25 protein-coding genes are annotated in these 24,500 nt (G+C 65.8%); 5 read left to right on the forward strand and 20 right to left on the reverse strand.

Annotated features, from left to right (window positions below; translation table 11 throughout):
* Positions 1–14: 14 nt before the first annotated feature.
* A complete protein-coding gene (gene petA, locus GWK50_RS15720; RefSeq protein ID WP_162017302.1) occupies positions 15–614 on the reverse strand; it encodes a ubiquinol-cytochrome c reductase iron-sulfur subunit in 600 nt (199 codons plus the stop codon).
* Between the two features lie 156 nt (positions 615–770).
* Between petA and mscL the strand changes: the two genes are divergently transcribed.
* Positions 771–1,208: a large conductance mechanosensitive channel protein MscL gene (gene mscL / locus GWK50_RS15725; RefSeq protein ID WP_162017303.1), complete on the forward strand. Its 438-nt coding sequence runs from the start codon at positions 771–773 to the stop codon at positions 1,206–1,208.
* A gap of 16 nt (positions 1,209–1,224) precedes the next feature.
* Here mscL and pdxA read toward each other — a convergent pair whose 3' ends face one another.
* Positions 1,225–2,271 carry a 4-hydroxythreonine-4-phosphate dehydrogenase PdxA gene (gene pdxA, locus GWK50_RS15730; protein ID WP_162017304.1) on the reverse strand — a complete coding sequence of 349 codons (1,047 nt, stop codon included), beginning with the start codon at positions 2,269–2,271 and terminating at the stop codon, positions 1,225–1,227.
* A 55-nt stretch (positions 2,272–2,326) separates the two neighbouring features.
* A complete protein-coding gene (locus GWK50_RS15735) occupies positions 2,327–3,079 on the reverse strand; it encodes a Nif3-like dinuclear metal center hexameric protein (RefSeq protein ID WP_162017305.1) in 753 nt (250 codons plus the stop codon).
* A 74-nt stretch (positions 3,080–3,153) separates the two neighbouring features.
* On the opposite strand from GWK50_RS15735, the gene GWK50_RS15740 reads away from it, so the two are divergent.
* Positions 3,154–4,302 carry a trypsin-like peptidase domain-containing protein gene (locus GWK50_RS15740; protein ID WP_162017306.1) on the forward strand — a complete coding sequence of 383 codons (1,149 nt, stop codon included), beginning with the start codon at positions 3,154–3,156 and terminating at the stop codon, positions 4,300–4,302.
* 12 nt (positions 4,303–4,314) lie between these two features.
* Here the strand turns inward: GWK50_RS15740 and tatC are convergent, their stop codons facing one another.
* The 12 genes from tatC to GWK50_RS15800 form a co-directional block, all read right to left on the reverse strand.
* Positions 4,315–5,106 (reverse strand): twin-arginine translocase subunit TatC, encoded by a 792-nt coding sequence (tatC, locus tag GWK50_RS15745; RefSeq protein WP_162017307.1) that lies wholly within the window; start codon positions 5,104–5,106, stop codon positions 4,315–4,317.
* A gap of 53 nt (positions 5,107–5,159) precedes the next feature.
* Positions 5,160–5,630, reverse strand: a complete 471-nt coding sequence (gene tatB / locus GWK50_RS15750) for a Sec-independent protein translocase protein TatB (protein ID WP_162017308.1) — start codon at positions 5,628–5,630, stop codon at positions 5,160–5,162.
* A 28-nt stretch (positions 5,631–5,658) separates the two neighbouring features.
* Complete coding sequence (gene tatA, locus GWK50_RS15755) at positions 5,659–5,904, reverse strand: Sec-independent protein translocase subunit TatA (protein WP_162017309.1); 246 nt, start codon at positions 5,902–5,904, stop codon at positions 5,659–5,661.
* A gap of 77 nt (positions 5,905–5,981) precedes the next feature.
* Positions 5,982–6,353 (reverse strand): histidine triad nucleotide-binding protein, encoded by a 372-nt coding sequence (locus tag GWK50_RS15760; protein ID WP_162017310.1) that lies wholly within the window; start codon positions 6,351–6,353, stop codon positions 5,982–5,984.
* A 206-nt stretch (positions 6,354–6,559) separates the two neighbouring features.
* Positions 6,560–7,597: a patatin-like phospholipase family protein gene (locus GWK50_RS15765; protein WP_162017311.1), complete on the reverse strand. Its 1,038-nt coding sequence runs from the start codon at positions 7,595–7,597 to the stop codon at positions 6,560–6,562.
* Entirely contained in the window at positions 7,590–7,970 is a 381-nt protein-coding gene (locus GWK50_RS15770; protein WP_162017312.1) for a hypothetical protein, read from the reverse strand. The genes GWK50_RS15765 and GWK50_RS15770 overlap by 8 nt, the downstream gene beginning before the upstream one ends.
* Before the next feature lie 28 nt (positions 7,971–7,998).
* Positions 7,999–8,346, reverse strand: a complete 348-nt coding sequence (locus GWK50_RS15775) for a phosphoribosyl-ATP diphosphatase (RefSeq protein ID WP_162017313.1) — start codon at positions 8,344–8,346, stop codon at positions 7,999–8,001.
* A 7-nt stretch (positions 8,347–8,353) separates the two neighbouring features.
* Positions 8,354–8,743, reverse strand: a complete 390-nt coding sequence (hisI, locus tag GWK50_RS15780) for a phosphoribosyl-AMP cyclohydrolase (RefSeq protein WP_162017314.1) — start codon at positions 8,741–8,743, stop codon at positions 8,354–8,356.
* 24 nt (positions 8,744–8,767) lie between these two features.
* Positions 8,768–9,814: a S49 family peptidase gene (locus GWK50_RS15785; RefSeq protein ID WP_162017315.1), complete on the reverse strand. Its 1,047-nt coding sequence runs from the start codon at positions 9,812–9,814 to the stop codon at positions 8,768–8,770.
* A 1-nt stretch (position 9,815) separates the two neighbouring features.
* Positions 9,816–10,196: a Rieske 2Fe-2S domain-containing protein gene (locus GWK50_RS15790; RefSeq protein ID WP_162017316.1), complete on the reverse strand. Its 381-nt coding sequence runs from the start codon at positions 10,194–10,196 to the stop codon at positions 9,816–9,818.
* A 1-nt stretch (position 10,197) separates the two neighbouring features.
* Complete coding sequence (locus tag GWK50_RS15795; RefSeq protein WP_162017317.1) at positions 10,198–10,869, reverse strand: HAD-IIIA family hydrolase; 672 nt, start codon at positions 10,867–10,869, stop codon at positions 10,198–10,200.
* Positions 10,866–11,870, reverse strand: a complete 1,005-nt coding sequence (locus tag GWK50_RS15800; RefSeq protein WP_347339555.1) for an RluA family pseudouridine synthase — start codon at positions 11,868–11,870, stop codon at positions 10,866–10,868. The genes GWK50_RS15795 and GWK50_RS15800 overlap by 4 nt, the downstream gene beginning before the upstream one ends.
* Before the next feature lie 617 nt (positions 11,871–12,487).
* On the opposite strand from GWK50_RS15800, the gene GWK50_RS15805 reads away from it, so the two are divergent.
* The 3 genes from GWK50_RS15805 to queF all read left to right on the forward strand — a co-directional run bounded on the left by GWK50_RS15805 (position 12,488) and on the right by queF (position 17,314).
* Positions 12,488–15,472: an Rne/Rng family ribonuclease gene (locus GWK50_RS15805; protein WP_162017318.1), complete on the forward strand. Its 2,985-nt coding sequence runs from the start codon at positions 12,488–12,490 to the stop codon at positions 15,470–15,472.
* A 158-nt stretch (positions 15,473–15,630) separates the two neighbouring features.
* Positions 15,631–16,407, forward strand: coding sequence for a peroxide stress protein YaaA (yaaA, locus tag GWK50_RS15810; protein ID WP_162017319.1), 777 nt, complete (start codon positions 15,631–15,633; stop codon positions 16,405–16,407).
* Between the two features lie 61 nt (positions 16,408–16,468).
* On the forward strand, positions 16,469–17,314 hold the full coding sequence (gene queF, locus GWK50_RS15815) for an NADPH-dependent 7-cyano-7-deazaguanine reductase QueF (protein ID WP_162017320.1): 846 nt from the start codon (positions 16,469–16,471) through the stop codon (positions 17,312–17,314).
* Positions 17,315–17,351: 37 nt separating this feature from the next.
* Here the strand turns inward: queF and GWK50_RS15820 are convergent, their stop codons facing one another.
* The 5 genes from GWK50_RS15820 to GWK50_RS15840 form a co-directional block, all read right to left on the reverse strand.
* Positions 17,352–17,621: a hypothetical protein gene (locus GWK50_RS15820; protein ID WP_162017321.1), complete on the reverse strand. Its 270-nt coding sequence runs from the start codon at positions 17,619–17,621 to the stop codon at positions 17,352–17,354.
* A gap of 106 nt (positions 17,622–17,727) precedes the next feature.
* Positions 17,728–19,290 carry a PAS domain-containing methyl-accepting chemotaxis protein gene (locus GWK50_RS15825; RefSeq protein ID WP_162017322.1) on the reverse strand — a complete coding sequence of 521 codons (1,563 nt, stop codon included), beginning with the start codon at positions 19,288–19,290 and terminating at the stop codon, positions 17,728–17,730.
* Between the two features lie 321 nt (positions 19,291–19,611).
* Positions 19,612–20,847, reverse strand: coding sequence for a DNA polymerase IV (gene dinB / locus GWK50_RS15830; protein WP_162017323.1), 1,236 nt, complete (start codon positions 20,845–20,847; stop codon positions 19,612–19,614).
* 9 nt (positions 20,848–20,856) lie between these two features.
* A complete protein-coding gene (locus tag GWK50_RS15835; RefSeq protein ID WP_162018145.1) occupies positions 20,857–22,020 on the reverse strand; it encodes an alpha-hydroxy acid oxidase in 1,164 nt (387 codons plus the stop codon).
* Positions 22,021–22,188: 168 nt separating this feature from the next.
* Positions 22,189–24,471, reverse strand: coding sequence for a diguanylate cyclase (locus tag GWK50_RS15840; protein WP_162017324.1), 2,283 nt, complete (start codon positions 24,469–24,471; stop codon positions 22,189–22,191).
* Positions 24,472–24,500 lie beyond the last annotated feature (29 nt).

The following is a 24,500-nucleotide window of genomic DNA, read 5'->3' on the forward strand; positions in this document are numbered from 1 at the left end:
GGTGGGGTCCTCGATTAGGCTTTCTTGTCTTCACCGATGAGCAGGCGCGTATCCGACAGATACATGTGCGGCGGGATTTCGAGGTTGTCCGGCGAAGGCTTGTTCTTGAACACACGGCCGGCCATGTCGAAGGTCGAACCGTGGCAGGGGCACAGGAAGCCACCCTTCCAGTCGTCGGGCAGCGAAGGCTGAGGACCGGGCGTGTATTTTTCAGAGGGCGAGCAGCCCAGGTGCGGGCAGATGCCCACGGCCACGAGGACTTCGGGCTTGATGGAGCGGTGGCCGTTGCGCGCGTAGGCTGGCGTGAACTCGTCGGGCTTGCGCTCGGACTTGGGATCGGCGAGCTGCGCATCCAGCGCAGGCAGATCGGCCAGCTGCTCGGGCGTGCGCTTGATGATCCAGACCGGCTTGCCGCGCCACTCGACGATGGCGCGCTCACCGGGTTTGAGCTGAGAAATGTCCACTTCAACCGCAGCACCGGCGGCCTTGGCCTTCTCGGAGGGCTGGAAGGTACTCACGAACGGAACGGCGGTTGCTACGCCGCCCACAGCGCCCGCGCAGCCGGTCGCGATCAGCCACGTCCGTTTGCTGGAGTCGATTGGAGTGTCACTCATGGGGGTCCTCTATGATCATCGCTAGGGTTGGGACAACCGTAAATTGTAGCGGACTGCAATGAACCAACCGCCGCTTTCTCGCGCAGTCATGACCTGGATCGAAAATACGGCGATTGCGTGATACTGCGGGCTTGTCGTTTTGAAAGGAATCGAACCATGGGAATGATGCAGGAATTTCGTGAATTCGCCATCAAGGGCAACGTCATCGACTTGGCCGTGGGCGTGATCATTGGCGGCGCCTTTGGCAAGATCGTTGACTCGGTGGTGTCCGACCTCATCATGCCGGTGGTGGGCCTGGTGTTCGGCAAGCTGGATTTCTCCAACCTGTTCCTGGTGCTGGGCACCGTGCCCGAAGGCACGGCCATGACGCTGGATGCGCTCAAGAAGGCGGGCGTTCCGGTGTTTGCCTATGGCAACTTCATCACCGTGGCGGTGAACTTCTTCATCCTGGCGTTCATCATCTTCATGATGATCAAGCAGATCAACCGCCTCAAGCGCGAGGCCCCTGCGGCCCCCGAAACGCCCGCCGCCCCCGCTCCCACGCCCGAAGACATCGTGCTGCTGCGCGAAATCCGCGACAGCCTCAAGCGCTGAGCACCTGCGCCGAGTTTTACAGCGCCAGGCGGCGCGCCATGCGCACGGCCTCGATGAGGCTGGAGGCATCGGCCACGCCCTGGCCCGCGATGTCGAAAGCGGTGCCATGGTCCGGGCTGGTGCGTACCAGCGGCAGGCCCAGGGTCACGTTCACGCCCTTGTCCACGCCCAGGTATTTCATGGGAATCAGGCCCTGGTCGTGGTACATGGCCAGCACCGCATCAAACTCGCCCGGATGACCCGGCGCATGGCGTGCGCGCATGAACACCGTGTCGGGCGGCAACGGCCCCACCACGGTCCAGCCCCTGCGCAGACCCTCGGCGATGGCGGGGGCGATCACCTCGATCTCCTCGCGGCCAAACAGCCCCCCTTCGCCCGCGTGCGGGTTCAGGCCAGCCACAGCGATGCGCGGCGCGCGCCCCAGGCTGCGCGACAACGCTTCGTGCGTGATCTGCAGGGTTTGCAACAGGTTGCCTTGCGTCACGGCAGCCAGCGCGTCGCGCAAGGACACATGGATGCTGACCAGCACGGTGCACAGCTCATCGCTGGCCAGCATCATGCGCACGGGCATGTCGGCCAGCGCAACGCCTGCGTGCGCAGCCGCCTCGGCCTGCAGCAGCTCGGTGTGGCCGGGGTAGTCCACTCCCGCCGCGTGCAAGGATTCCTTGTGCAACGGCGCCGTCACCAGCCCGGCCACCTCGCCACGCAAGGCCGCGCGCGCGGCCCACACCACGCACTGCGCTGCCGCCCGGCCGGCCTGCGCCGAGACCTGGCCCCAGGGCACCGGCCCCGGCAGGCCGGGCAGCGGCAGCACCGGCAGGCTACGCGGCGGCATGTCCAGCGCCTGCACGGGCGCATCGATCTGCGCCACCGGCAGCTCGGGCTGGCCCGGCCGGACGATGCACTGCGCAGCGCGGCGCAGCGTAGCCAGGTCGCCCACGGCGAAACAGCCGCGCAGCAGCTCAGGTGCGTCCCGGAATGCCTTGGCGACGATCTCGGGGCCTATGCCTGCAGGGTCTCCCTGGGTGATGGCCAGAGGGCGCAGCGTAGATTTTTCAGTCATTTATGCCTCTAGCGCTCGTATTCATTGCGCAAACAGCTATCATTTTTATAGCGTATCATGCGGGATTGTCGATGTCGATGAACCGGTGCTCCAACCCCAGCTGTGCCGCCACATGGGCGGCCACCGCCGGGGCGCCATAGCGTTCGGTGGCGTGGTGCCCGGCGGCGATGAAGGCCACGCCACTCTCGCGCGCCAGGTGGGCCTGGGGCTCGGAGATTTCGCCGGTGATGAACGCATCGGCACCGGCGGCCATGGCGGCCTCGAAGTAACCCTGCGCCCCGCCGCTGCACCAGGCCACGCGACGGATGGGCTTGGCATCCTCGGGCGCCACCAGCGTGGTGCCGCGCCCCAGCACCTGCTGCACATGCTGCGCCAGCAGCTGCGCGTTGCCATAGTCCGCGCTGGCCACGCAGCCCAGGTCCTGCTCGCCAAAGCGCGCGTCGGCCTGCCAGCCCAGCAGTGCGCCGAGGCGGGCGTTGTTGCCCAGTTCGGGGTGCGCGTCCAGGGGCAGGTGGTAGGCGTACAGGCTGATGTCGTGCGTCAGCAGGCGCTGCAGGCGTTGCTTCATCCAGCCGGTGACGCGCCCGTCCTGCCCGCGCCAGAACAGACCGTGGTGCACAAAGATGGCGTCGGCCTGCTGCGCAATGGCGGCGTCGATCAGCGCACGGCTGGCCGTCACGCCACTGACGATGCGCGCAATCTGCGCCTTGCCTTCGACCTGCAGGCCATTGGGGCCGTAGTCCTTGAAGCGTTCGGGCTGCAAGAGCGCGTCCAGCGCCTGCAGCAGGGTGTCTCGGTGAATGGGCATGGCCGTATTGTCGTGCGGCGCAGGGGGCAGCGCTTGGGCCACAATAGCATCCGCACTCTCATCGCCCATCGTCCATGAAACGCATCTGGTTGCTGTTTTCGCAGACCGTGACGGTTCTCGTCGCGGCCTATTTTGTCGTTGCCACCTTGCAACCGGACTGGATCCGCAAGGGCGCCATCCGGTCGGGCGCCGGCATTGCGCTCATCGAGGCCCCTCCAGCCGCCAGCGGCTACGTGCCGCCAGGCAGCCTCAGCGGCGCGGCGCGCAAGGCCTCGCCCGCCGTGGTGAGTATCAACACCAGCACCGCTCCGGCGCGCGATCCGCGCAGCAACGACCCTTGGTTCCGCTTCTTCTTTGGCGACATGGGCAACGAGCCCCAGACAGGCCTGGGCAGCGGCGTGATCGTGAGCCCCGATGGCTACATCCTCACCAACAACCACGTGGTCGAGGGGGCCGACGAGATCGACGTCACCCTCTCCGACAGTCGCCGGGCACGCGCCCGCGTGGTGGGCACCGACCCCGAGACCGACCTGGCCATCCTCAAGGTCGAACTCGACAAGCTGCCCGTCATCGTGCTGGGCAACTCCGACGAGCTGGCCGTGGGCGACATCGTGCTGGCCATTGGCAACCCGTTTGGCGTGGGGCAGACGGTGACCAGCGGCATCGTCAGCGCGCTGGGGCGTAGCCAGCTGGGCATCAACACCTTCGAGAACTTCATCCAGACCGACGCCGCCATCAACCCCGGCAACTCGGGGGGCGCCCTGGTGGACGTGAACGGCAACCTGCTGGGCATCAACACCGCCATCTACTCACGCTCGGGCGGGAGCCTGGGCATTGGCTTTGCCATTCCGGTGTCCACGGCGCGCATGGTGCTCGACGGCATCGTGCGCGAGGGCAAGGTCACGCGCGGCTGGATCGGCGTGGAACCCAACGAACTGTCGCCCGAACTGGCCGAAACCTTTGGCGTCAAAGCCACCGAAGGCGTCATCATCACCGGCGTGCTGCAAGACGGCCCTGCAGCCGTGGGCGGTATCCGTCCTGGCGACGTGATCGTGCAAGTAGCGGGCAAGCCCGTGACCAACGTGGCGGGCCTGCTGTCCTCGGTGGCGGCGCTGCGCCCCGGAGAAGCGGCACCGTTCCAGGTGCAGCGCGGCAACCGGATGCTCGACCTGGAGCTGACGCCCGGCGTGCGGCCACAGGCCCGACGCACCCGCCAGCGCTGAGCAGCGCGCCGGTCAGCGCGGCGTGGTTTCCTGCACGTCGTCCGGCGCCCGCGTGTGCCGGATGAAGACTTGCGCAGCCCAGATACCCAGTTCGTACAGCAGGCACATGGGCACGGCCAGAGCCAGTTGCGACACCACATCGGGCGGCGTCACAACGGCAGCGATGATGAAGGCCAGCACGACGAAATACCCCCGAAACGCCTTGAGCTTCTCCACGCTCACCAGCCCCAGGCGCGCCAGCACGATCACCACAATGGGCACCTCGAAGGCCAGGCCAAAGGCAATGAACATGGTCAGCACGAAGCTGAGGTAGGCCTCGATGTCAGGGGCGGCCGTGATGCTCTTGGGCGCAAAGCTCTGGATGAAGCTGAACACCTGCCCAAAAACGAAGAAATAGCAAAAGCCCACCCCCACAAAGAACAGCAAGGTGCTGGAAACCACCAGGGGCAGCACCAGGCGCTTCTCATGGGCATACAGGCCGGGCGCGATGAAGGCCCAAACCTGCCACAACACCACAGGCAGGGCCAGCAGAAAGGCTGAAACCAGCAAGATCTTGAGCGGCACCATGAAGGGCGAAATGACCGAGGTAGCGATCAGCGTGGCCCCTTTGGGCAGATGAGCTACCAGGGGAGCGGCCAGCAAGTCATAGAGGGCCCCTGGCCCGGGGAAGAAAAACAGCAGCGCTGCAGCCACACCCACGGCGATCAGTGCCTTGACCAGTCGGTCACGCAGCTCGACAAGATGCTCCACAAAGGGCTGCTCGGTGCCGGCTAGTTCTTCGTCTTTGGATGGTTGGTCGGACATGATGGGTTGCCTGCAGGCCTGCGGCCCGCGGTGGCGTCGCTGGCAAGCGCGCGTCAGTGGAATTTTTGGGGCCGGTAGCGCGCAACACGCGCAGCGCCAGATTGCGCCTTGGTACGCACGCCGTTGCGCGACTTGTACCACTGGGGCACCGCGCCACGCTTGAGGCGCCAGTTCTTGCCTGGATGCCGGTACACGGGAGCCGCCGGCTCCACCGTGGCACTGCCCTCCAGCTCCGCGCTGGCCTGGCCGGTGGCTTCGGCCCAGTCCTGCTCGAACTCATTGGCCGCGGTCTGGACGGAGTGTTCCACGTCGCGGGCCGCGCTTTCCACCGTTTCCTTCATCTTCTTGAGCTCGTCAAGCTCCATGGAACGGTTGACCTCGGCCTTCACGTCGGACACGTAGCGCTGCGCCTTGCCCAGCAAGGTGCCCACGGTGCGCGCAACGCGCGGCAGCTTCTCAGGCCCGATGACGATGAGCGCCACCACGCCAACCAGCGCCATCTTGGACAGGCCGATATCAATCATGCGTGCGCGCGCCTCTCGGTTTCAAGCATCAGCTTTTTTGCTTGGCTTCGACGTCGATGGTCGTCTTGTCGGTGGCCGTGCTGCCCGTGACCTGGCCTGCGGGCGGCGTGGCCGGGGCGGACGCATCACCGGAAGTGCCATCCTTCATGCCGTCCTTGAAGCCCTTGACGGCGCCACCCAGATCAGAACCGATGTTCTTGAGCTTTTTGGTGCCAAACACCAGCACGACGATCAGCAGGACAACCAGCCAATGCCAGATGGAAAAAGTACCCATGGAAATTCTCCTAACGAATGCGGGCCATTTTAGTCGGCGCCTGTGACGAATCTGTCAGAGACCTTGCAAAACAGCTCTCAGCCCTTGAGCCACGGACGCGGCCCACCCAACACATGCACATGCAGATGGTGGATTTCCTGCCCGCCTTCAAGCCCCGTGTTCACCACAATGCGGAACCCCCCCTCGGGATAAGGGCGGCAGCCCTGCTCCAGCGCCAGGCGCGGCGCCAGCGCCATCATGCGCCCGAGCAGCCCCGCATGCTCCGGCTGCACCTGCGCCATGGAGGGCAAGTGCAGCTTGGGCACCATCAGAAAATGCACCGGCGCCCAAGGGTGGATGTCATGGAAGGCAAAGATCTCGTCATCCTCGTACACCTTGCGGGACGGAATCTGGCCCGCAATGATCTTGCAGAAGAGGCAGTTGGGGTCGTGGTCGTGAAGGCTAGCCATGGCGGTTTCTCAGAAATGTCAAAGCAGAAGGAGTTCCATCATTCGCGCAAGTGGCGCCGCCCAAAACGCCAAACACCGGCGGGGCCCAGGCCAGCGGCCACCGTGCAAGGGCCGCCCCGCCGCACCGGTGGCGTCCCCCTTCCCGAATTGCGCAGCAATTCGAGAGAAGGGGGAAGGCGCGCAGCGCCACAGGGGGTTGCTCCCCATCATGCATGCTGCGCCAGATCCAGCGTGGCGCGCACGCCCACATCGGCGCGGTGCGCCAGCAGCCACTGCTGCCCAGCCTCGCGGCCCAGGTCGAAGAGTTTGTGCAGAAAGGCCGCATCCGCGCGCGACTTGCTGGCAAAACCCTGGCCTTGCAGCGGGGTTCCGCCGTCGATGCGGTGCATGCGCACGTTCTTGTAGCGGCGCGGGTCCAGCTTGCCCTCGGCCAGCAGGCGGCGCACGAACTCGATGGCCCGCAACTCGGCCAGCAGGCTGGCGTTGAAGGTGATTTCGTTCATCCGATCCATGATCTCCGGCATGGTGTCGGGCACGCCCAAATGCTCGATCGGATTGATCTGCACCAGCAGGATGTCGCTGCACTCGGTCTGGTAGATCAGCGGGTACAACGCCGGGTTGCCGGAATAGCCCCCGTCCCAGTACAGCTCGCCCTCGATCCGCACCGCGCTGAACATCAAGGGCAGACAGGCCGAGGCCATGACCGCATCGGCCGAGAGCCGAGGGCCGGCAAAGATTTCCCCGCGCCCCGTGCGCACGTTGGTGGCGCACACAAACACCTGGGGCACGCCCTTGCGCTGCGACGCCAGCAGCTCGAAATCCACTTCGCGCGCCAGCAGGCTGCGCAACGGGTTGATGTCGAAGGGATTGATCTGCGCGGGCGCCAGCCAGGGCGTGGCCATCATCGGCAGCCCGGCAAAACCCTGGGACTGAGGAAGCCCCCAGGCCATGTTGCCCAGGGCGCCCACACCCTCCCACAGGCGACGCAGCGTGGCGCGTGCCAATGCGGCACCCGCCTGACGTGCATCCAGCGGGTCGGCATGCTCACGCGCGGCCTGTGCAAAACCGTGGGCCAACGCAACCGCGTTCATGGCCCCAGCGCTGGTGCCACTGATGCCGTCGAGCGTCCACTGCCCGTCTTCCAGCAGCGCATCGAGCACGCCCCAAGTGAACGCACCGTGCGAGCCCCCGCCTTGCAAGGCCAGGTTCAGGCCCTTGGCTGGGGTGCGCTCTGGCTCAGGCATCGATCGCACGGCTCTGGTTCATGGTGACCATACCGCGGACGATGCGGTAGAGGAACCAGATGGAGATCAGCCCCCAGGCAATCCAGCCCGGCAACAGGAACAACACCCACAAGGGCGCCGTCAGCACGTACAACACCCCGGCCCAGATCACGGTACGGATGCGCCAGGCGTAGTGGCTGGCCTGCCAGGTACCGTCGGCATCGCCTTTTTTCACCAGGTCGATGACCAGCGCAATGATGAGCAGCGCCGCGCCGGGCTGTGCGCCCGGAATCACGGCGCCCACGGCCACGATCAGGTGCAGCAGGTAGCTGACCCAGCCCCAGGCCTTGAGGCCCTCGGCACGTTGGTCTTCCACATCGGTGATGTCGCTCATGGCACAGCCCTCCTCGGGGATGCGGGTTTCAGGTGCGGTCGCGTGCGGCCTTTTCGGCAATGCCGCTGGTGCCTTCGCGGCGCTCCAGTTCGGCCAGCACGTCGTCGGGGTGCAGCCCGTAGTGGGCCAGCGCCACCAGGCTGTGGAACCACAGATCGGCCACCTCGTACACGAGCTTGGCCTTGTCGGCGCCATGGTCCACGTCCTTGGCGGCCAGCACGACCTCGGTGGCTTCCTCGCCGATTTTCTTCAGAAATGCATCCGGCCCCTTGGCCAGCAGGCGGGCCACGTAGCTGGTAGCGGGGTCGGCGCCCAGCGCGGGCTTGCGGCTTTCGATGGTGGCGGCCACGCGGGCCAGGGTGTCGCTGCGGGTCATGCGGGTATCACTTGTAGATCGATTCCGGGTCTTTGAGCACCGGATCGGCAGCCTGCCAGGCATCGCCCTGCAGCACGTTGAAGAAGCAGCTGTGCCGACCGGTGTGGCAGGCAATGCCGGGCTCATGGCCCAGTTGGGTGACCTTGAGCAAGACCACATCGGTGTCGCAGTCGGTGCGGATCTCGTGCACGGTCTGCACGTGGCCGGACTCCTCACCCTTGAACCAGAGCTTGCCGCGCGAGCGACTGAAATACACCGCGCGACCCAGCTCGGCCGTCTTGGCCAGGGCCTCGCGGTTCATCCACGCAAACATCAGCACATCGCCCGTGTCTTTTTCCTGCGCGATGACGGGCACCAGGCCCTGCGCATCCCATTTCACTTCGTCCAGCCAGTTCATTTCGGCATTGTCCTTGAAAGCCGTTCAGCGCCACTGCGGCGCCCAGGAGCGCATCGCGTGCACGGCCCCTTCGCCCAGGGTCATGCCAAAGCGCTTGACCAGGCGCTCGGCCACGTTCTCGCGGCGCGTGTAGTCGATGATGTCCTCGGCCTTGACCACCTCGCGCGCTACGTAGTCCAGGCTGCCCAGGTGGTCGGCCAGGCCCAGATCGATGGCCTGCTGGCCCGTCCAGAACAGGCCGCTGAAGGTTTCGTCGGTGGACTTGAGACGGTCGCCGCGCCCTTCCTTGACCACCGCGATGAATTGCTGGTGGATCTGGTCGAGCATGGACTGCGCGAACTGGCGCTGCTTGTCCGACTGCGGGCTGAAGGGGTCCAGAAAGCCCTTGTTCTCCCCGGCGATCAGCAAACGGCGCTCGACCCCGAGCTTTTCCATGGTGCCGGTGAAGCCAAAACCGTCCATCAGCACGCCGATGCTGCCCACAATGCTGGCCTTGTCCACGTAGATGTCGTCGGCGGCGGCGGCAATGTAGTAAGCGGCCGATGCGCAGGTTTCTTCGACCACGGCGTACAGCGGCTTGTTGTGCTTTTGCTTGAGGCGCACGATCTCATCGTTGATGATGCCTGCCTGCACCGGGCTGCCACCGGGCGAATTGATGAGCAACACCACAGCCTGCGAACCCTGGTCCTCGAACGCACTGCGCAGCGCAGCGAGCACATTCTCGGCACTGGCTTCCGCGCCATCGGCGATTTCGCCCTTGACGTTCACCACCGCTGTGTGGGGCGCCGATTTGCTGGCATTGCTGGCCATTTCGTTGGAAGCCAGCGTCCAGACCAGGCCGGCAAACAGCAACAGCCAGGCCAGGCGAAAGAAGATGCGCCAGCGCCGAGCGGCACGCTGCTCTGCCAGCGCGGCAAAGGCGAGTTTTTCGAGCACCCCGCGCTCCCAGCCCGGAGCGCTGGAATCATCCTCTTTTGCTACCGATTGAGTAGCAACTTGCGCCCATGGATCGGGCGTCGGCAATGGTTTTTGCTCAGATCCAGCGCCAGAAGTCGCTTGGGGGTCGGTCATGTCAGAAATCCACAGGTTTCAAAGATTGCGCAGTATGCCAGTGCACCATGCCATCGCTCTCGGTCAGGGCGATCTTGACCAGCCCGCCCCGGCAGGGGCCGCCCACGCAGGTGCCGGTGTCGGGGGCATAGGTAGCGCCGTGGGTGGCACACATCAGCCAGCGCCCGCTGTCGTCGAAGAAGCGGTTTTCCTGGTAGTCCATTTCCATGGGCACATGGGCGCAGCGGTTGAGATAGGCGTGCACCCGCCCCTGGAAGCGGATGGCAAAGGCGCGGCAATGCTGCCCGTGGTACAGCACGTCAAACGGCACGGCCAGGCCGCCCTCCTGCAGGTCGGCGCTGGGGCACAGAGGCAAGGCTTGTGGGTCGGTGTGCTCGCTCATCTCATGCCGCTCCATCCAACCAGGCGTGCAGGTCAGCCACCGAATGCGCCACATGCAGCGGATTCAGCGCCGCAAAGGCCTCGGGCTCGTGCGCGCCGTAGCTCACGCCCACACTGGCACAGCCCGCGTTCTGCGCCATCTGCAGGTCGTGCGTGGTGTCGCCCACCATGAGCAGGCGCTCGGGCGGCACGTCGAATTCGGCCATCAGCTCCTGCAGCATCAGTGGGTGGGGCTTACCGGCGGTTTCATCGGCGGTGCGCGAGCCGTCGAACACACCGCGCAGACTCACGCTGCGCAGTGCTTCGTCCAGGCCACGGCGGCTTTTGCCGGTGGCCACCGCAAGCAGGTGGCCGCGCTCGCGCAGCCGCTCCAGCAGGGGCAGCACGCCATCGAACAGGCTCAGGTCGTCCTGGTGCTGCATGTAGTGGTAGCGGTAGCGCTGGCCCAGTTCGGGGTAGCGCTCGGGCGGCACATCGGGCGCAGCGTGGGCCAGCGCTTGCGGCAGCGCCATGCCAATGACATAGGAGGCCGCCTGTACGCTGGGGGTGGCGCCGCCCACGTCGCGCACGGCGGCCTGGATGCTGCGCACGATGATGGCCGTGGAGTCGAACAGCGTGCCGTCCCAGTCGAAAGCGATCAGGTCGAAGCGGCGCGCACGGGCGATGGAATTCATGGTGTGTCGTGAACAAAAATGGCCAGATCGGGCGGCAGTGGTGCCAGCAGTTCGGTGCGCACGCCGCTGGCGGGGTGGTCGAACTGCAGCCGCCAGGCGTGCAGGAACATGCGTTTGAGGCCCTGGCGCTGCAACTGGCGGTTGAGCTCAAAGTCGCCGTATTTTTCGTCCCCGGCAATGGGATGACCCTGGCTGGCCAGGTGGACGCGGATCTGGTGCGTGCGCCCGGTCTTGATGGTGACCTCCAGCAGCGTGAACGCGGGCAGGCCTGCATCGGGCCGCTCGGGCAGCACGCTGCGTACCTTGACCAGCGTGATGGCACGCATGGCATCAGGATCCTCGGGCGTGGTCACGCGCACGCGGCGCTCACCATCGGGCTGCAGGTATTTGTGCAACGGCGTGTCGATGAGCTTTTTGCGCGCAGGCCAAGTGCCCACCACCAGGGCCAGATAGGTCTTGCCGGTCTCGCGCTGGCGGAACTGGTCCTGCAACTGCGTGAGCGCGCTGCGCTTCTTGGCCACCAGCAAAATGCCCGAGGTTTCGCGGTCCAGCCGGTGCACCAGCTCCAGAAAGCGGGCCTGCGGTCGTGCCTGGCGCAGTTGCTCGATCACGCCAAAGCTCACGCCGCTGCCGCCGTGCACGGCCGTGCCTGCGGGTTTGTCGATGGCAATGAGGTGCTCGTCCTCCAGCAGCAGCGGGAATTCGCGCGCCGGTGCAGGGCGCTCGGCCTTGTCGGCCATTTTTTCGGACACACGCACGGGCGGCAGGCGCACCTGGTCGCCCGCATTGACCCGGGTGTCGGCGCTGGCGCGGCCTTTGTTGATGCGCACCTCGCCACTGCGGATGATGCGATAGACGTGGGTCTTGGGCACGCCCTTGAGTTGGCGCAGCAAAAAGTTGTCCAGCCGCTGGCCCGCCGATTCGGCATCGACCTCCACGGTACGTACCGCCGATGGTGCAGCAGTGCCTGGGGTTTGCGAGCGTGTCGTCGCCCGCGGCAGCGGTTTGGCCCCTATAATGTGTTTCACCTGCGCAGTGTTTTGTAAGTGGTTGATTCGTCTGGAGTTTAGTCCACGCGGCCATTTCCCCATGCGCAGGCAGGTCGATGCCGGCGGGTGTCGCACCAGCAGATGACAGGCCCATTGCCTGCCATGGCCGGTGTGGCGCACGGGTGGCTGACACATTGGAACACCGATACGGAATACCCCATCTGGCAGGCCACCCCACCCGGGCCCGTCCTGCCGGAGGATCGAAGCGAACATGTGGGCACTGGTCATGATGGTTCAAGCACTGTGGCGTAGGCGCCTGCCTGCGGCATGGGCATCAAATCATGCTCCAGCGCCCTTCCAGCCTGCGCAACCAGCTACATTTTTTGTAGCATTTGAGCGTACTGTCAGGCTTTTCGCCCCCATCCACGCGCCCTTGCCGCCCCCGCAAAGCTAGAAGCTGTGCGGGGTATTGCGGCATCCTTGGCAATTCCCTTCGTTCCAGAGCGTCAGTCCAGGCATTGTTGGCTCGGCAAGAGCCTGTCGTTTGTTTGGAATCAGCGGGTCGGTCGCCGCGCGGCGTGAGTGCTGCTGCGCAGGCGCGTCCCGCCACTGGAAGAAGGAAAACGCTCATGAAGCGGATGCTCATCAACGCCACGCAGCCCGAAGAACGGCGCCTGGCCATCGTCGACGGACAAAAGCTCCTCGACTACGAAATCGAAATCGAAGGGCGCGAACAGCGCAAGGGCAACATCTACAAGGCCGTGGTCACCCGCGTGGAGCCCAGCCTGGAAGCCTGTTTCGTCGATTACGGCGAAGACCGCCACGGCTTCCTGCCCTTCAAGGAAATCTCGCGCATGTATTTCAAGGAAGGCGTCTCGCCCTCCCAGGCGCGCATCAACGACGTCATTAAGGAAGGCCAGGAGCTGCTGGTCCAGGTCGAGAAGGAAGAGCGCGGCAACAAGGGCGCAGCGCTGACCACCTTTGTCAGCCTGGCCGGGCGCTACGTGGTGCTGATGCCCAACAACCCGCGCGGCGGCGGCGTCAGCCGACGCATCGAGGGCGAGGACCGCGCCGAGCTGAAGGAGGCGATGGACCAGCTCGAGTACCCCAACGGTATGAGCATCATCGCGCGCACGGCCGGCATCGGTCGCAGCGCCCCCGAACTGCAATGGGACCTGAACTACCTGCTCAAGCTCTGGAGCGCCATCGACGGCGCAGCCAAGGGCGGCAAGGGCGCCTTCCTGATCTACCAGGAATCGAGCCTGGTCATCCGCGCCATCCGCGACTACTTCAACAGCGACATCGGTGACATCCTCATCGACACCGACGACATCTATGAACAGGCCCACCAGTTCATGTCGCACGTGATGCCCGAGCACGCTGGCAAGGTCAAGCGCTACCGCGACGACGCAGCCCTGTTCAGCCGCTTCCAGATCGAACACCAGATCGAGTCGGCCTACGCGCGCACCGTGAGCCTGCCCTCCGGCGGCGCCATCGTGATCGACCACACCGAAGCGCTGGTCAGCGTGGACGTGAACTCGGCCCGCGCCATCAAGGGCGGCGACATCGAGGAAACCGCCACCCGCACCAACCTGGAAGCGGCCGACGAAGTGGCGCGCCAGATGCGCCTGCGCGACCTGGGCGGCCTGATCGTGATCGACTTCATCGACATGGAGGAGAGCAAGAACCGCCGCGAAGTGGAAAACCGCCTGCGCGATGCCTTGCGCCAGGACCGCGCCCGCGTGCAGTTCGGCAACATCAGCAAGTTCGGCCTCATGGAAATGAGCCGCCAGCGCCTCAAGCCCGCCCTGAGCGAAGGCTCCTCCATCCCCTGCCCGCGCTGCGGCGGCGCGGGCCACATCCGCGACACAGAAAGCTCCGCGCTGCAAATCCTGCGCATCATCCAGGAAGAGTCCATGAAGGACAACACCGCCGCCGTGCACTGCCAGGTGCCGGTGGAAGTGGCCTCCTTCCTGCTGAACGAAAAGCGCACCGAGATCGCCAAGATCGAACTCAAGCAGCGCGTGGCCGTGCTCATGGTGCCCAACAAGACGCTGGAAACGCCCAACTACAGGCTCGAACGCCTCAAGCACGACGACCCGCGCCTGGACCACCTCGACGCCAGCTACAAGCTCGCCGAGGAATTTGAGGACCCCACCGCCGTCACGCGCCGCTCGCAAGAGCCCACCAACAAGCAAACGCCCGTGATCAAGGGTGTGCTGCCCGATGCCCCCGCACCGGTGGCCGAGCCCCGCCCCGAACCCGCACCGCGTCCCGCACGCAACGCCCCCCAGGGCGCTGGCGCGGCGGCCCCTCGGGCCAACGCCCCCAAGTCTGCTGGCGCTGCGGCTCCGGTGGCTCCCGCGCAGGAGCAAGGCTTCTTCTCCTGGCTCAAGAGCCTGTTTGGCTTCGGCCCCTCGGCCCCTGCAGCCCCCGCACCCGTGGCACCGGCCAGCCCTGCGCCCGCCGCAGAACCCGGCGCCCGCGAGCCCCGGCGTGACGGACGCGGTCGCCGTGGTGAACGCAGCGGCGAGCGCCAGGGTGAACGCAACGGCCCCCGTGACGGCGCCGGTCGCGAAGGCGGCAGCGACGGACGCGGCCGCCGTGGTGAGCGCAACACCGAGCGCGAGCCACGCAATGGCGAAGTACGCAGCAACGAAAGCCGCCCACCGCGCGAGAACCGCGAGGGCAACCGCCCGCGCCGCGATGCAGAGGCCCGCGCCCCTCAGGCCAACGACACCGGTCTGAACGCCACCGAGGCACCCCAAACCGCCGCAGCGGATGCGAACGCGAGCGAACGCGCCCCCCGCAACGGCAACGGCCGCCGTGAACGCGGCCCGCGTGGCGAGGGACGTGAGCGCCAGCCCCGCCCGGCACCCGACACCAGCACGGCCGAAACCGGTTTTGCCGACACGGCACCTCAGGAATTGCTGCCGGACCTGGATCTGACCGGCAATGAGATTCCGGGCAGCACCTCGGCCGAAGGCGGCGAGCCCCGTCAGCGCCGCTCGCGTGACCGCTATGGCCGCAACCGGCGCGAGCGCGGTGAGCGCAACGATCAGGCCGCCGCACCCAGCACCGAGGCCGATAGCGGCAACCTGCTGGACATCGACCTGACGGGCAGCCACGCCGCCCCAGCAGCCGAACCTGCCACGGACGAGCCGCCGCGCCGCAGCTACTTTGCAGCCGCGGCCCCCGCGCCGCTGCAAGCGCCTGCCGAAGACGCAGCGCCCGCCCCCGTGCAGGCCGAGGCGCCCATCGCCGCAGCAGCACCCACAGAGGCCACGGCAGCGCCCGCAGCACCTGCCCCTGCCGCCGCACCCCAGCCAGCACCGCAAAGCGCAGGCCTGCCCCGTGTGGCGCCCTACCAGTTGCCGGTGCAGGAAATGCAGCAGATCGCGCAAAGCAGCGGCCTGCAATGGGTGCAGTCCGACGCGGACAAGGTGGCAGCCGTGCAGGCGGCCATCGCCGCCGAGCCCCGCCCCATCCACGTGCCGCGCGAGCGCCCCCCTGTCGTGGTGCTGGATGAAGGCCCGCTGGTGCTGGTGGAAACCCGCCGCGACCTGCGCGATCTGCACCTGCCGTTCGAGCAAGAGCAAGGTCCAGCCGCCTGACCGGAGCCGCAAGGCATACAGCAAACCCTGCAAGGTCGCAGCCGCGGCCTTTTGCAGGGTTTGTGCCTTCTGTGGCTTTGCCGCGGCGACCGCGCCAGAGCGATCCAGCGGCGCTAAGCTGAAAGCTGTTGTCATCCCCCTTGCCGCCCACCTCTGCCATGCTGATCCTGCTCTCCCCCGCCAAGTCACTCGACCTGGACACCCCGCTGCCCGCTGAGCTGCCGCACACCTTGCCGGAGTTTCGCCAGGAGGCCGCGCAACTCATCGAGGTGCTGCGCCCCCTGGCGCCGCAGCAGGTGGCCTCGCTGATGCACCTGAGCGATGCGCTGGCCGCACTCAACGTGGCGCGCTATGCGGCATGGTCACCCCGCTTCACGGCAAAGAACGCACGCCCTGCCCTGCTGACCTTCAATGGCGATGTGTACGAAGGGCTGGACGCGCGCAGCCTGGCACGCAGCGACCTGGACTGGGCCCAGGACCACCTGGCCATCCTCAGCGGCCTGTACGGCGTGCTGCGCCCACTGGACTGGATGCAGCCCTACCGCCTGGAAATGGGCACGCGCCTGGCCACGCCGGCGGGCGCCAACCTGTACCAGTTTTGGGGTGACCGGCTGGCCGAGCACCTGAACCAGCGCCTGGCCGGCGACCCCGCACCCGTGCTGCTGAACCTGGCCTCGCAGGAATACTTCAAGGCCGTGGACCGCAAGGCGCTGCGTCCACGCGTGGTCGAATGCGTGTTCGAGGACTGGAAAGGCGGCAGCTGGAAAATCATCAGCTTTCACGCCAAGCGCGCACGCGGGCTGATGGCCCGCCACGCCATCCAGCAGCGGGCACGCAAACCAGAGGATCTGCGGGGCTTCGACGCCGAAGGCTGGGCCCACGATGCCGCCGCCTCCAGCACCGGCCGGATGGTGTTCAGGCGCAGGCTAAAGTAGCCTCTAGCGCTCGCGAAACAAGCGCTAGAAGCTATCATTTTTATAGCAAAATCGATTGACCATGCACTCGCCAGACCAATCCCCACTGGGCAAGGCGTCGGCCTACGCCGATCAGTACGACCCTTCGCTGCTGTTCCCCCTGGCGCGTGCGCCCAAGCGGGCTGAGATCTGCATCACGGGCAACGTGCCCTTTGTGGGAGCAGACCTGTGGACGGCGTTTGAACTGTCCTGGCTCAACGAGCGCGGCAAGCCGCAGGTGGCCCTTGCACACATCACCGTACCGTGCGAGACGCCAAACATTGTGGAGAGCAAGTCCTTCAAGCTCTACCTCAACAGCTACAACAACACGCGCTTTGCCACCGCACAGGACGTGCAGGCGCGCCTGCGCGCCGATATCAGTGAGGCCGTCTGGCGTGGCGCCGAAACTCCGGGCACCGTGGGCGTGCGCCTGGTGCTGCCGGAGCAGTTTGACCAGGAGCCGCTGCACGAGCTCGACGGGCTGCTGCTGGACCGGCTGGACATCGAATGCGACACCTACCAGCCCGCGCCCGAGCTGCTGCGCGCTGCCATGGACGAAGCGCCGGTCAGCGAGGTGCTGGTGAGCCACCTGCTCAAGAGCAACTGCCTGGTCACCGGCCAGCCCGACTGGGGCAGCGTGCGCATCGCCTACAGCGGCCCACAGATCGACCAGGAACGGCTGCTGCAGTACATCGTGAGCTTTCGCAACCACAACGAATTCCATGAGCAATGCGTGGAGCGCATCTACATGGACCTATGGACGCGCTGCAAGCCCATCAAACTGGAGGTGTATGCGCGCTACACGCGCCGCGGGGGCCTGGACATCAACCCCTGGCGCACCAGCCACCCGCAGGCGATGCCCAAGAACATCCGTACTGCGCGCCAGTGAGCGCCTTGGGTGCTGCAAGCAACCGCCCCAGGGCGGGTCACGAACGACGAAAATCCAGCCAGTCGCAGCGCAGCTTGTGGCGCCGGTGCGCGCTGCTGCGCCAAGTGACATAGATGCTGGGAATCAGCATACCCAAGCAACACAAGGGAACACCCCACCACTGGTCAAACAGGTAGGCGGGAAACCACCCCACCCAGCCCATGAGCCACAGTGTCAGCACGACATCCCACAAGTAGTATTCCAAGGGATGCTCGGCCTTGTGGTCCACATGCCATTGCTTGATGCGTTGCAGCTCTTCGAGGGTCATTGGAGTCTCCCGGCGCGACGGAGACTCCAATGTAAGACTGACGTAAGTTTTCGTCAAGGAGTGGGTGCGGCCTCAGCCGAACACCCGTCCTGCCCGCAGCCGAGCTTCAACGCACGCGGAACACTTCCAAGGTACGGCCCAACACGGCAGCACTGTCACTCATGACGCGGGATGCTGCGGCCGATTGTTCCGCCAAGGCTGCGTTCTGCTGGGTGTCCCGATCGAGCAGGGTGACGGCCTCGTTGACCTGTGAGATGCCCTCTGCCTGCTCGCGCGCTGCGACACCCATCTGGCCCATCAGGGTATTGACGTGCGCCACCGACTGCACCACCTGTTCGATGGTTTTGCTGGCCGACTGCATCAGGCCCGCACCGCGGCCGATGTTGCTGGCCGACTCGTTGATGAGCGCCTGGATTTCCTTGGCAGCCTCGGACGAGCGCTGCGCCAGGCTGCGCACCTCCCCTGCCACCACGGCAAAGCCACGCCCCTGCTCACCCGCACGCGCGGCCTCGACGGCTGCATTGAGCGCCAGGATGTTGGTCTGAAAGGCGATGCCCTCGATGGTCGAGATGATCTGCCCCATCTTGCGCGAAGACTGCTCGATGGCACCAACCACCTGGCTGACCTGGGCCACCGCTTGCCCACCCTCACTTGCCAGCTCAGCACTGTGGTGGCTTTCACGCACCACCTTCTGGGCGGCCTCGCTGGAGTTTTCCACCGTGGCAGAGAGTTGCTCCATGGCCGCGGCCGATTCTTCCAGGCTGCTGGCCTGGGATTCGGCACGGCCGGACAAATCCAGCGCGCTCTGCGCCATCTCGGCAGACACCGCACTGAACTTCTCCATCTCCTCCATCGCATCGCCCACCACGGCGCGGATGTTGAGCTGCAGGCGCTGCACGCGCGCCATGACCTTGCCCAGCACATGGGTCATGGGCAGGGTGGGCTCACGGTGGGTCAGATCACCGCTGGCCATGCCGTTGAGCAGCCTGCGCAGGCTGCGGATGGGCAGCGTCATGCTCACGTGGTAACGCGCCAGCACCAGGCCCGCCACCACCAACCAGGCGAGGGTTTGAAAGGCCACGGCCATGCCGTCGTTCCAGCCCATCCAGCCCGGCACCAGGGACACCAGCATGAGCGGCAGCATCATGGCCGTCAAGCGCAGCGTGGGGCCCGAGCGATACGCCCTGCGAACGTTGTCCCACACACTGGTGCTGCGCACGCCGCCCGCATGGATACGGATGGTCTGGCGTCCGGACTCGCGTTCCTGCTTGACGCGGGCATACAAGGCCTCGGCGGCCTGAACCTGCTCGCGCGTGGGCTTGGTGCGCACCGAGAGGTAACCCACCGGCTTGCCCTCGCGCATGATGGGCGTGACATGGGCCTGCACCCAGTAGAAGTCGCCGTTCTTGCGCCGGTTCTTCACAAAGCCCGTCCAGCTGCGGCCGCGCCCAATGGTGGCCCACATGTCCTTGTAGGCCTCGGGCGGCATGTCCGGGTGGCGGATCATGTTGTGCGGCTGGCCCATGAGTTCTTCCATGGAGTAGCCACTGACCCGGGCAAAGGGTGCGTTGCAGTGCGTCAGCACCCCCTTGGTGTCGGTGGTGGACATCAGCAGCTCATCGGCCGGAAAGTCGTATTCGTTGTTGGTGACGGGAAGATTGACGCGCATGAATCCTGGCTCCAGGAAGGTCTTTTTTGATAAAAACGATACTTTTGATAATTCTATCTCAAGACCTTGAAATCCGTATGGATGGGCAACATATTGCTCCGAAAGGCCGAAAACCGCCATGAAAATGAAGCGCGCTCAAACACTTTGTTGCCATAGTGCAAAAAGTGATACCAAGCCCCTGAAGCCCTCTTGACGCCCCGAACCTGGCAGGTGTAGGAGGGCTGATCCACGGTCTTTTTTGCGCCGAACAACCGGCGCGCCAGTGCAAGCGAGATCGCTACCCAAGCCATGGCGCCACAGCAGCTGGCCAAGAATGGGGCACTAAAACAGCATGGCGGTACCCCCGTCCGTGCCTCCCCCATCTGCACGTTCTGGCACCAGAGTGCTCTCATCCAGGTGCACCAGCCCACCCACGCGCACGCCCAGCAGGCGCAGGCGCTGCTGCAGCGGCACACGCTTGAGGCACAGGCCCGCCACGCGGCGGATGGTCGCCGCGTCGTGCGTGGGCTCGGCAATGGTCTGGTCGCGGGTGACGGCGCGAAAGTCGTCATAGCGCAGCTTGATGCCGATGGTGCGGCCCCGATAGCCCTTGCGCTGCAGGTCCTGCGCGACGCGCTGGCACAGGTCGGTGAAGATGGCGCCGAGTTCGGCGCGGTCGTGCACGGCGTGCAGGTCGCGGTCAAAGGTGGTTTCGCGGCTCATGCTCACGGGCTCGCTCTCGGTCACCACGGGGCGCTCGTCGCGCCCCCAGGCGGCATCGTGCAGCCAGGCGCCCGTGGCCTTGCCGAAATGCTGCACCAGCCACTCGCGCGGGCGGGCCGCCAGTTCACCGATGGTGTGGATGCCGTGGCGCGCCAGCTTTTCGTCGGCCTTGGGGCCGATGCCGTTGATCTTGCGGCAGGCCAGCGGCCAGACAAGCGACTGGAGGTCGGTCTCGTGCACGATGGAAATGCCCTTGGGCTTGTGGAATTCGCTCGCCATCTTGGCCAGCAGCTTGTTGGGCGCTACGCCGATGGAGCAGGTCAGGCCCGTGGCGTCGTGGATGCTCTTCTGGATCAGGCGCGCGAGCACGCGCCCGCCCTCGCGCTGGCCGCCGGGCACGTGGGTGAAGTCGATATAGACCTCGTCCACGCCCCGGTCCTCCATCACGGGGGCGATGTCGGTGATGATGTCCTTGAAACGGCGCGAATAGCGTCGGTACTCGTCAAAGTCCACTGGCAGCAGGATGGCCTGCGGGCACAGGCGCGCGGCCTTCATGAGCCCCATGGCCGAGCCCACGCCGAACGCACGCGCCGCGTAGGTGGCGGTGGTGATCACGCCGCGCCCGGTGTAGCCCTGCAGCAGCGGAAAGGCGGAGAGCGGAATCTCGTGCAGCGGCAGGCCCGAGCCTTCGGTGGTGAGCACGCTGTCGCAGGCCCGGCGCCCGCCGCCGATCACCACGGGCAGGCCCTGGAGTTGCGGGTAGCGCAGCAGTTCCACGCTGGCATAGAAGGCATCCATGTCCAGGTGGGCGATGCGGCGCGGCGGGGAACTGTCGGTGGCGGTCACGGCCGCCATTGTTTCACCTCAGGGTGTGGGATAGGTTCCCGGCAGCAGGATGGAGGTATCGACGGTATTGATGTCGGTGCGGCCGCAGAAGGCCATGGTGAGGTCGAGCTCCTTGCGGATGATCTCCAGCACGCGCGTCACGCCCAGTTCGCCGTAGGCGCCCAGGCCGTAGAGGAAGCTGCGCCCGATCAGCGTGCCGCGCGCGCCCAGGGCGCGGGCCTTGAGCACGTCCTGGCCGCTGCGAATGCCGCCGTCCATCCAGACCTCGATGTCCTTGCCCACGGCCTGCACGATGCCGGGCAACGCGGCGATGGACGAGGGCGCGCCGTCGAGCTGACGCCCGCCGTGGTTGCTGACGATGAGCGCGTCGGCGCCGCTGTCCACGGCCAGGCGCGCATCCTCGGCGTCCATGATGCCCTTGAGGATGAGCTTGCCGCCCCAGCGCTTCTTGATCCATTCCACGTCGCCCCAGTTGAGCTCGGGGTCGAACTGCTCCACCGTCCAGGACGAGAGCGAGGACATGTCGCCCACGCCCTTGGCGTGGCCGACGATGTTGCCGAAGCTGCGGCGCTTGGTGCCCAGCATGCCCAGGCACCAGTGCGGCTTGGTGGCCAGGTTGATGAGGTTGGCCAGCGTGGGCTTGGGCGGCGACGAGAGGCCGTTCTTGATGTCCTTGTGGCGCTGGCCCAGGATCTGCAGGTCCAGCGTGAGCTGCAGGGCCGAGCAGCCGGCGGCCTTGGCGCGGTCGATCAGGCGCTCGATGTAGTCGCGGTCGCGCATCACGTAGAGCTGGAACCAGAAGCCAGGGCCGGCGTGCTGGGCCACGTCCTCGATGGAGCAGATGCTCATGGTCGAGAGGGTGAAGGGCACGCCGAAATCGCGCGCCGCACGGGCCGCGAGGATCTCGCCGTCGGCGTGCTGCATGCCGGTCAGGCCCGTGGGCGCCAGCGCCACGGGCATGGCCACGTCCTGGCCCACCATGGTGGTGCGCGTGGTGCGCCCGGTCATGTTCACGGCAACGCGCTGGCGCAGCTTGATCTTCTGGAAATCTTCCTCGTTGGAGCGGTAGGTGCCCTCCGTCCACGAGCCCGAATCGCAGTAGTCGTAGAACATGCGGGGCACGCGGCGCTTGGCGATGCGGCGCAGGTCTTCGATGCAGGTGATGGTGGACAGGTCGGGCACGCGGATCTCCTTGGGGGTCTGGTTCTGGTTGGCCGCAATGGTAGGTCGCATGCTGGCGCCAGGCCATCAAAAATTACTTTCGCGCTTTGGACCAAATTTGCATTCAAGACCCGAATTGGCCTCAAGGCAGTGAACAAGAGCTCCAGCAGCTATTGTTTTGATAGCAACTCAAGCCAGCTCGGAGGTGCTGTCCGAGGCCTGCGCCAGCAATTCAGGCTCCTGCGCCGCCCCCGCGTAGCAGCGCACCTGCATGCGCCCGGAACGCTTGGCCGCATACATGGCGGTGTCGGCGTGACGCGCCAGTTCTTCAAAGGCACTGCCGTGCTGCGGGAAGAGGGCCAGCCCTGCGCTGAGACCCACGCGGACTTCGTGGCCCTGCAGGTCGAACGGCGCCTGGCACACGGCCAGCACCTTGCGCGCCACCACCGTGGACTGCTCCGGCCCGTCCAGGCCCGGTAGCAGCACGACGAACTCATCGCCCCCCTGGCGGCACACGGTGTCCGACTGACGCACCGCCGCCTGCATGCGGCGTGCAAACTGCACCAGCAATTCGTCACCCAGGTCGTGGCCCAGACGGTCATTGACCTGCTTGAAGCCATCCAGGTCGATGTACATCACGGCCAGCGACTTGCCCTCGCGCCGCGCCAACGCCAGCGCCTGGCGTGCGCGGTCCTGCAGCAGCACGCGGTTGGGCAGATCGGTCAGGGCGTCGTACTGGGCCAGGCGCGCCATGCGCTCGGCCAGGGCCATGGTTTCGGTCACGTCGTGCAGCACCATCACTGCACCATTGAGGTGACCGTGGCGATCGGTGATGGGGCTGGCGGTTTCCTCGACCACGTAGCGGTGTCCGTCCTTGCGGTGCAGCACCACGCCACGCGTAGGACCACAGGGCTTCCCCGACCCCAGGGCCTGGCGCACCGGGCTGGGTTCCACGCGCTCGCCATTGTTGTGATACAGCGGTGCCACGACATCCACATCCTGGTCCGCCGCATCGAAGGCCTGCCAGCCGGTCATGCGCTGGGCCACGGGGTTGATGTAGGTGACGCGGCCTTGCGCGTCGGTACACAGCACCGCATCACCAATGGACTGGAGCGTCAGGCGCATGCGCTCCTTTTCGCTGAACAGCTCCTCCTCCATGCGCTTGCGTTCGGTGATGTCTGTCATCTGCGCAAACATGCCGCGCACCGGACCATCGTTCCCCTCGCGATCGGGGGTGTAGGTGATGTGGACGTGCCGCACATCGCCCGACGCCGTGGTGATGGTGCGCTCGAACACCTGGGGGCGCCCCTGCAGCGCCTGCAGCACATAGGGCTGGACCATGGCGTAGCCATCGGCGCCCAGCACTTCGGCAGCGGTCTTGCCCTGCAGCGCCTCGGGTGGGCTGCCAAAGAATTCGCGACTGGTCTGGTTGACAAAACGGTTGCGCTGCTCCTGGTCCCAATAGCTGATGGTCGAGGGCAGGTTGTCCAGGATGGTGCGCAGGTAGTGCTCTGCCTGCTGCAGCTGGCTGGCCACCTGCTGGCGACGCCCCAGCTCGCGCGTAAACAGGACGGCCAAGCCCACGCAACCGGCCATGAGCACCAGGGCAAAAAAGGACAGTTGCAAGGCGCTCTTGCGCCAGTCGGCCAGAATCACATCGGTCGATTGGGCGACGTTCACCACCAGGGGATACGGCCCCACATGCCGAAAGGTATAGAAACGCTCCATATCATCCAGCGCAGCCACCCCCACGAAGCTGCCCGAGCGCTCCGACAAAAACCGCAGCATATTCGCCGTACCGGCAAGGGACTTGCCCACATGGTCATCCCCATAGGGATAACGGCTGACGATGGTGCCACTCCCGAGGAACAGGTTCACACCGCTGCCCGGCCCCAGGTCCAGTGATTTGAACAACTCGTTGAAATAGCTCAGTCGGATGGAGCTGACCACCACCCCGGCCACACGCCCGTTTTCCCCCCGGTAGGCCCGTGCCACCGGCAGCATCCAGGTCTGCGTGACCTTGCCCAGCACAGGCTGCCCGATCACCAGGCCTTCCTTCTCGCCCCTCATCAAGGCCTGGAAATAGTCACGGTCAGCGTAGTTGGCCTTGCGCGGCGGCATGGCGCCCGAATCGATGACGATTTCACCCTGGCTGTTGATGACATACACATCCATGATGCCTGCGGCACGCAGGGGACGGTCAAAAAGCACCGTGTTGCGCACTTCCTGCTGCAGTTGCATGACCTCGGGATGTTCCAGCTTGATCGCAACGTCCTGCAGCGACTGGTCCATCGCACTGAGCGTCCAGCCCAGGGACTGCTCCAGCGCCTTCACCAGATTGGCGTTGTTACGCTCGGCAAAGGCCCACTCGTCCTGGCGCATGGTCCAGACCGTGCGCGCCACCATCGATCCAATCCCCATGCTCAGCAGCAGGGCGAGCCAGATCGGACGTTGGGATAGGAATCGGCGCATCGCGTTGGTGGGGTGTGCGCTCTGGATTG

The organism is Acidovorax sp. 210-6, assembly GCF_010020825.1.
Classification (GTDB): domain Bacteria; phylum Pseudomonadota; class Gammaproteobacteria; order Burkholderiales; family Burkholderiaceae_C; genus Simplicispira; species Simplicispira sedimenti.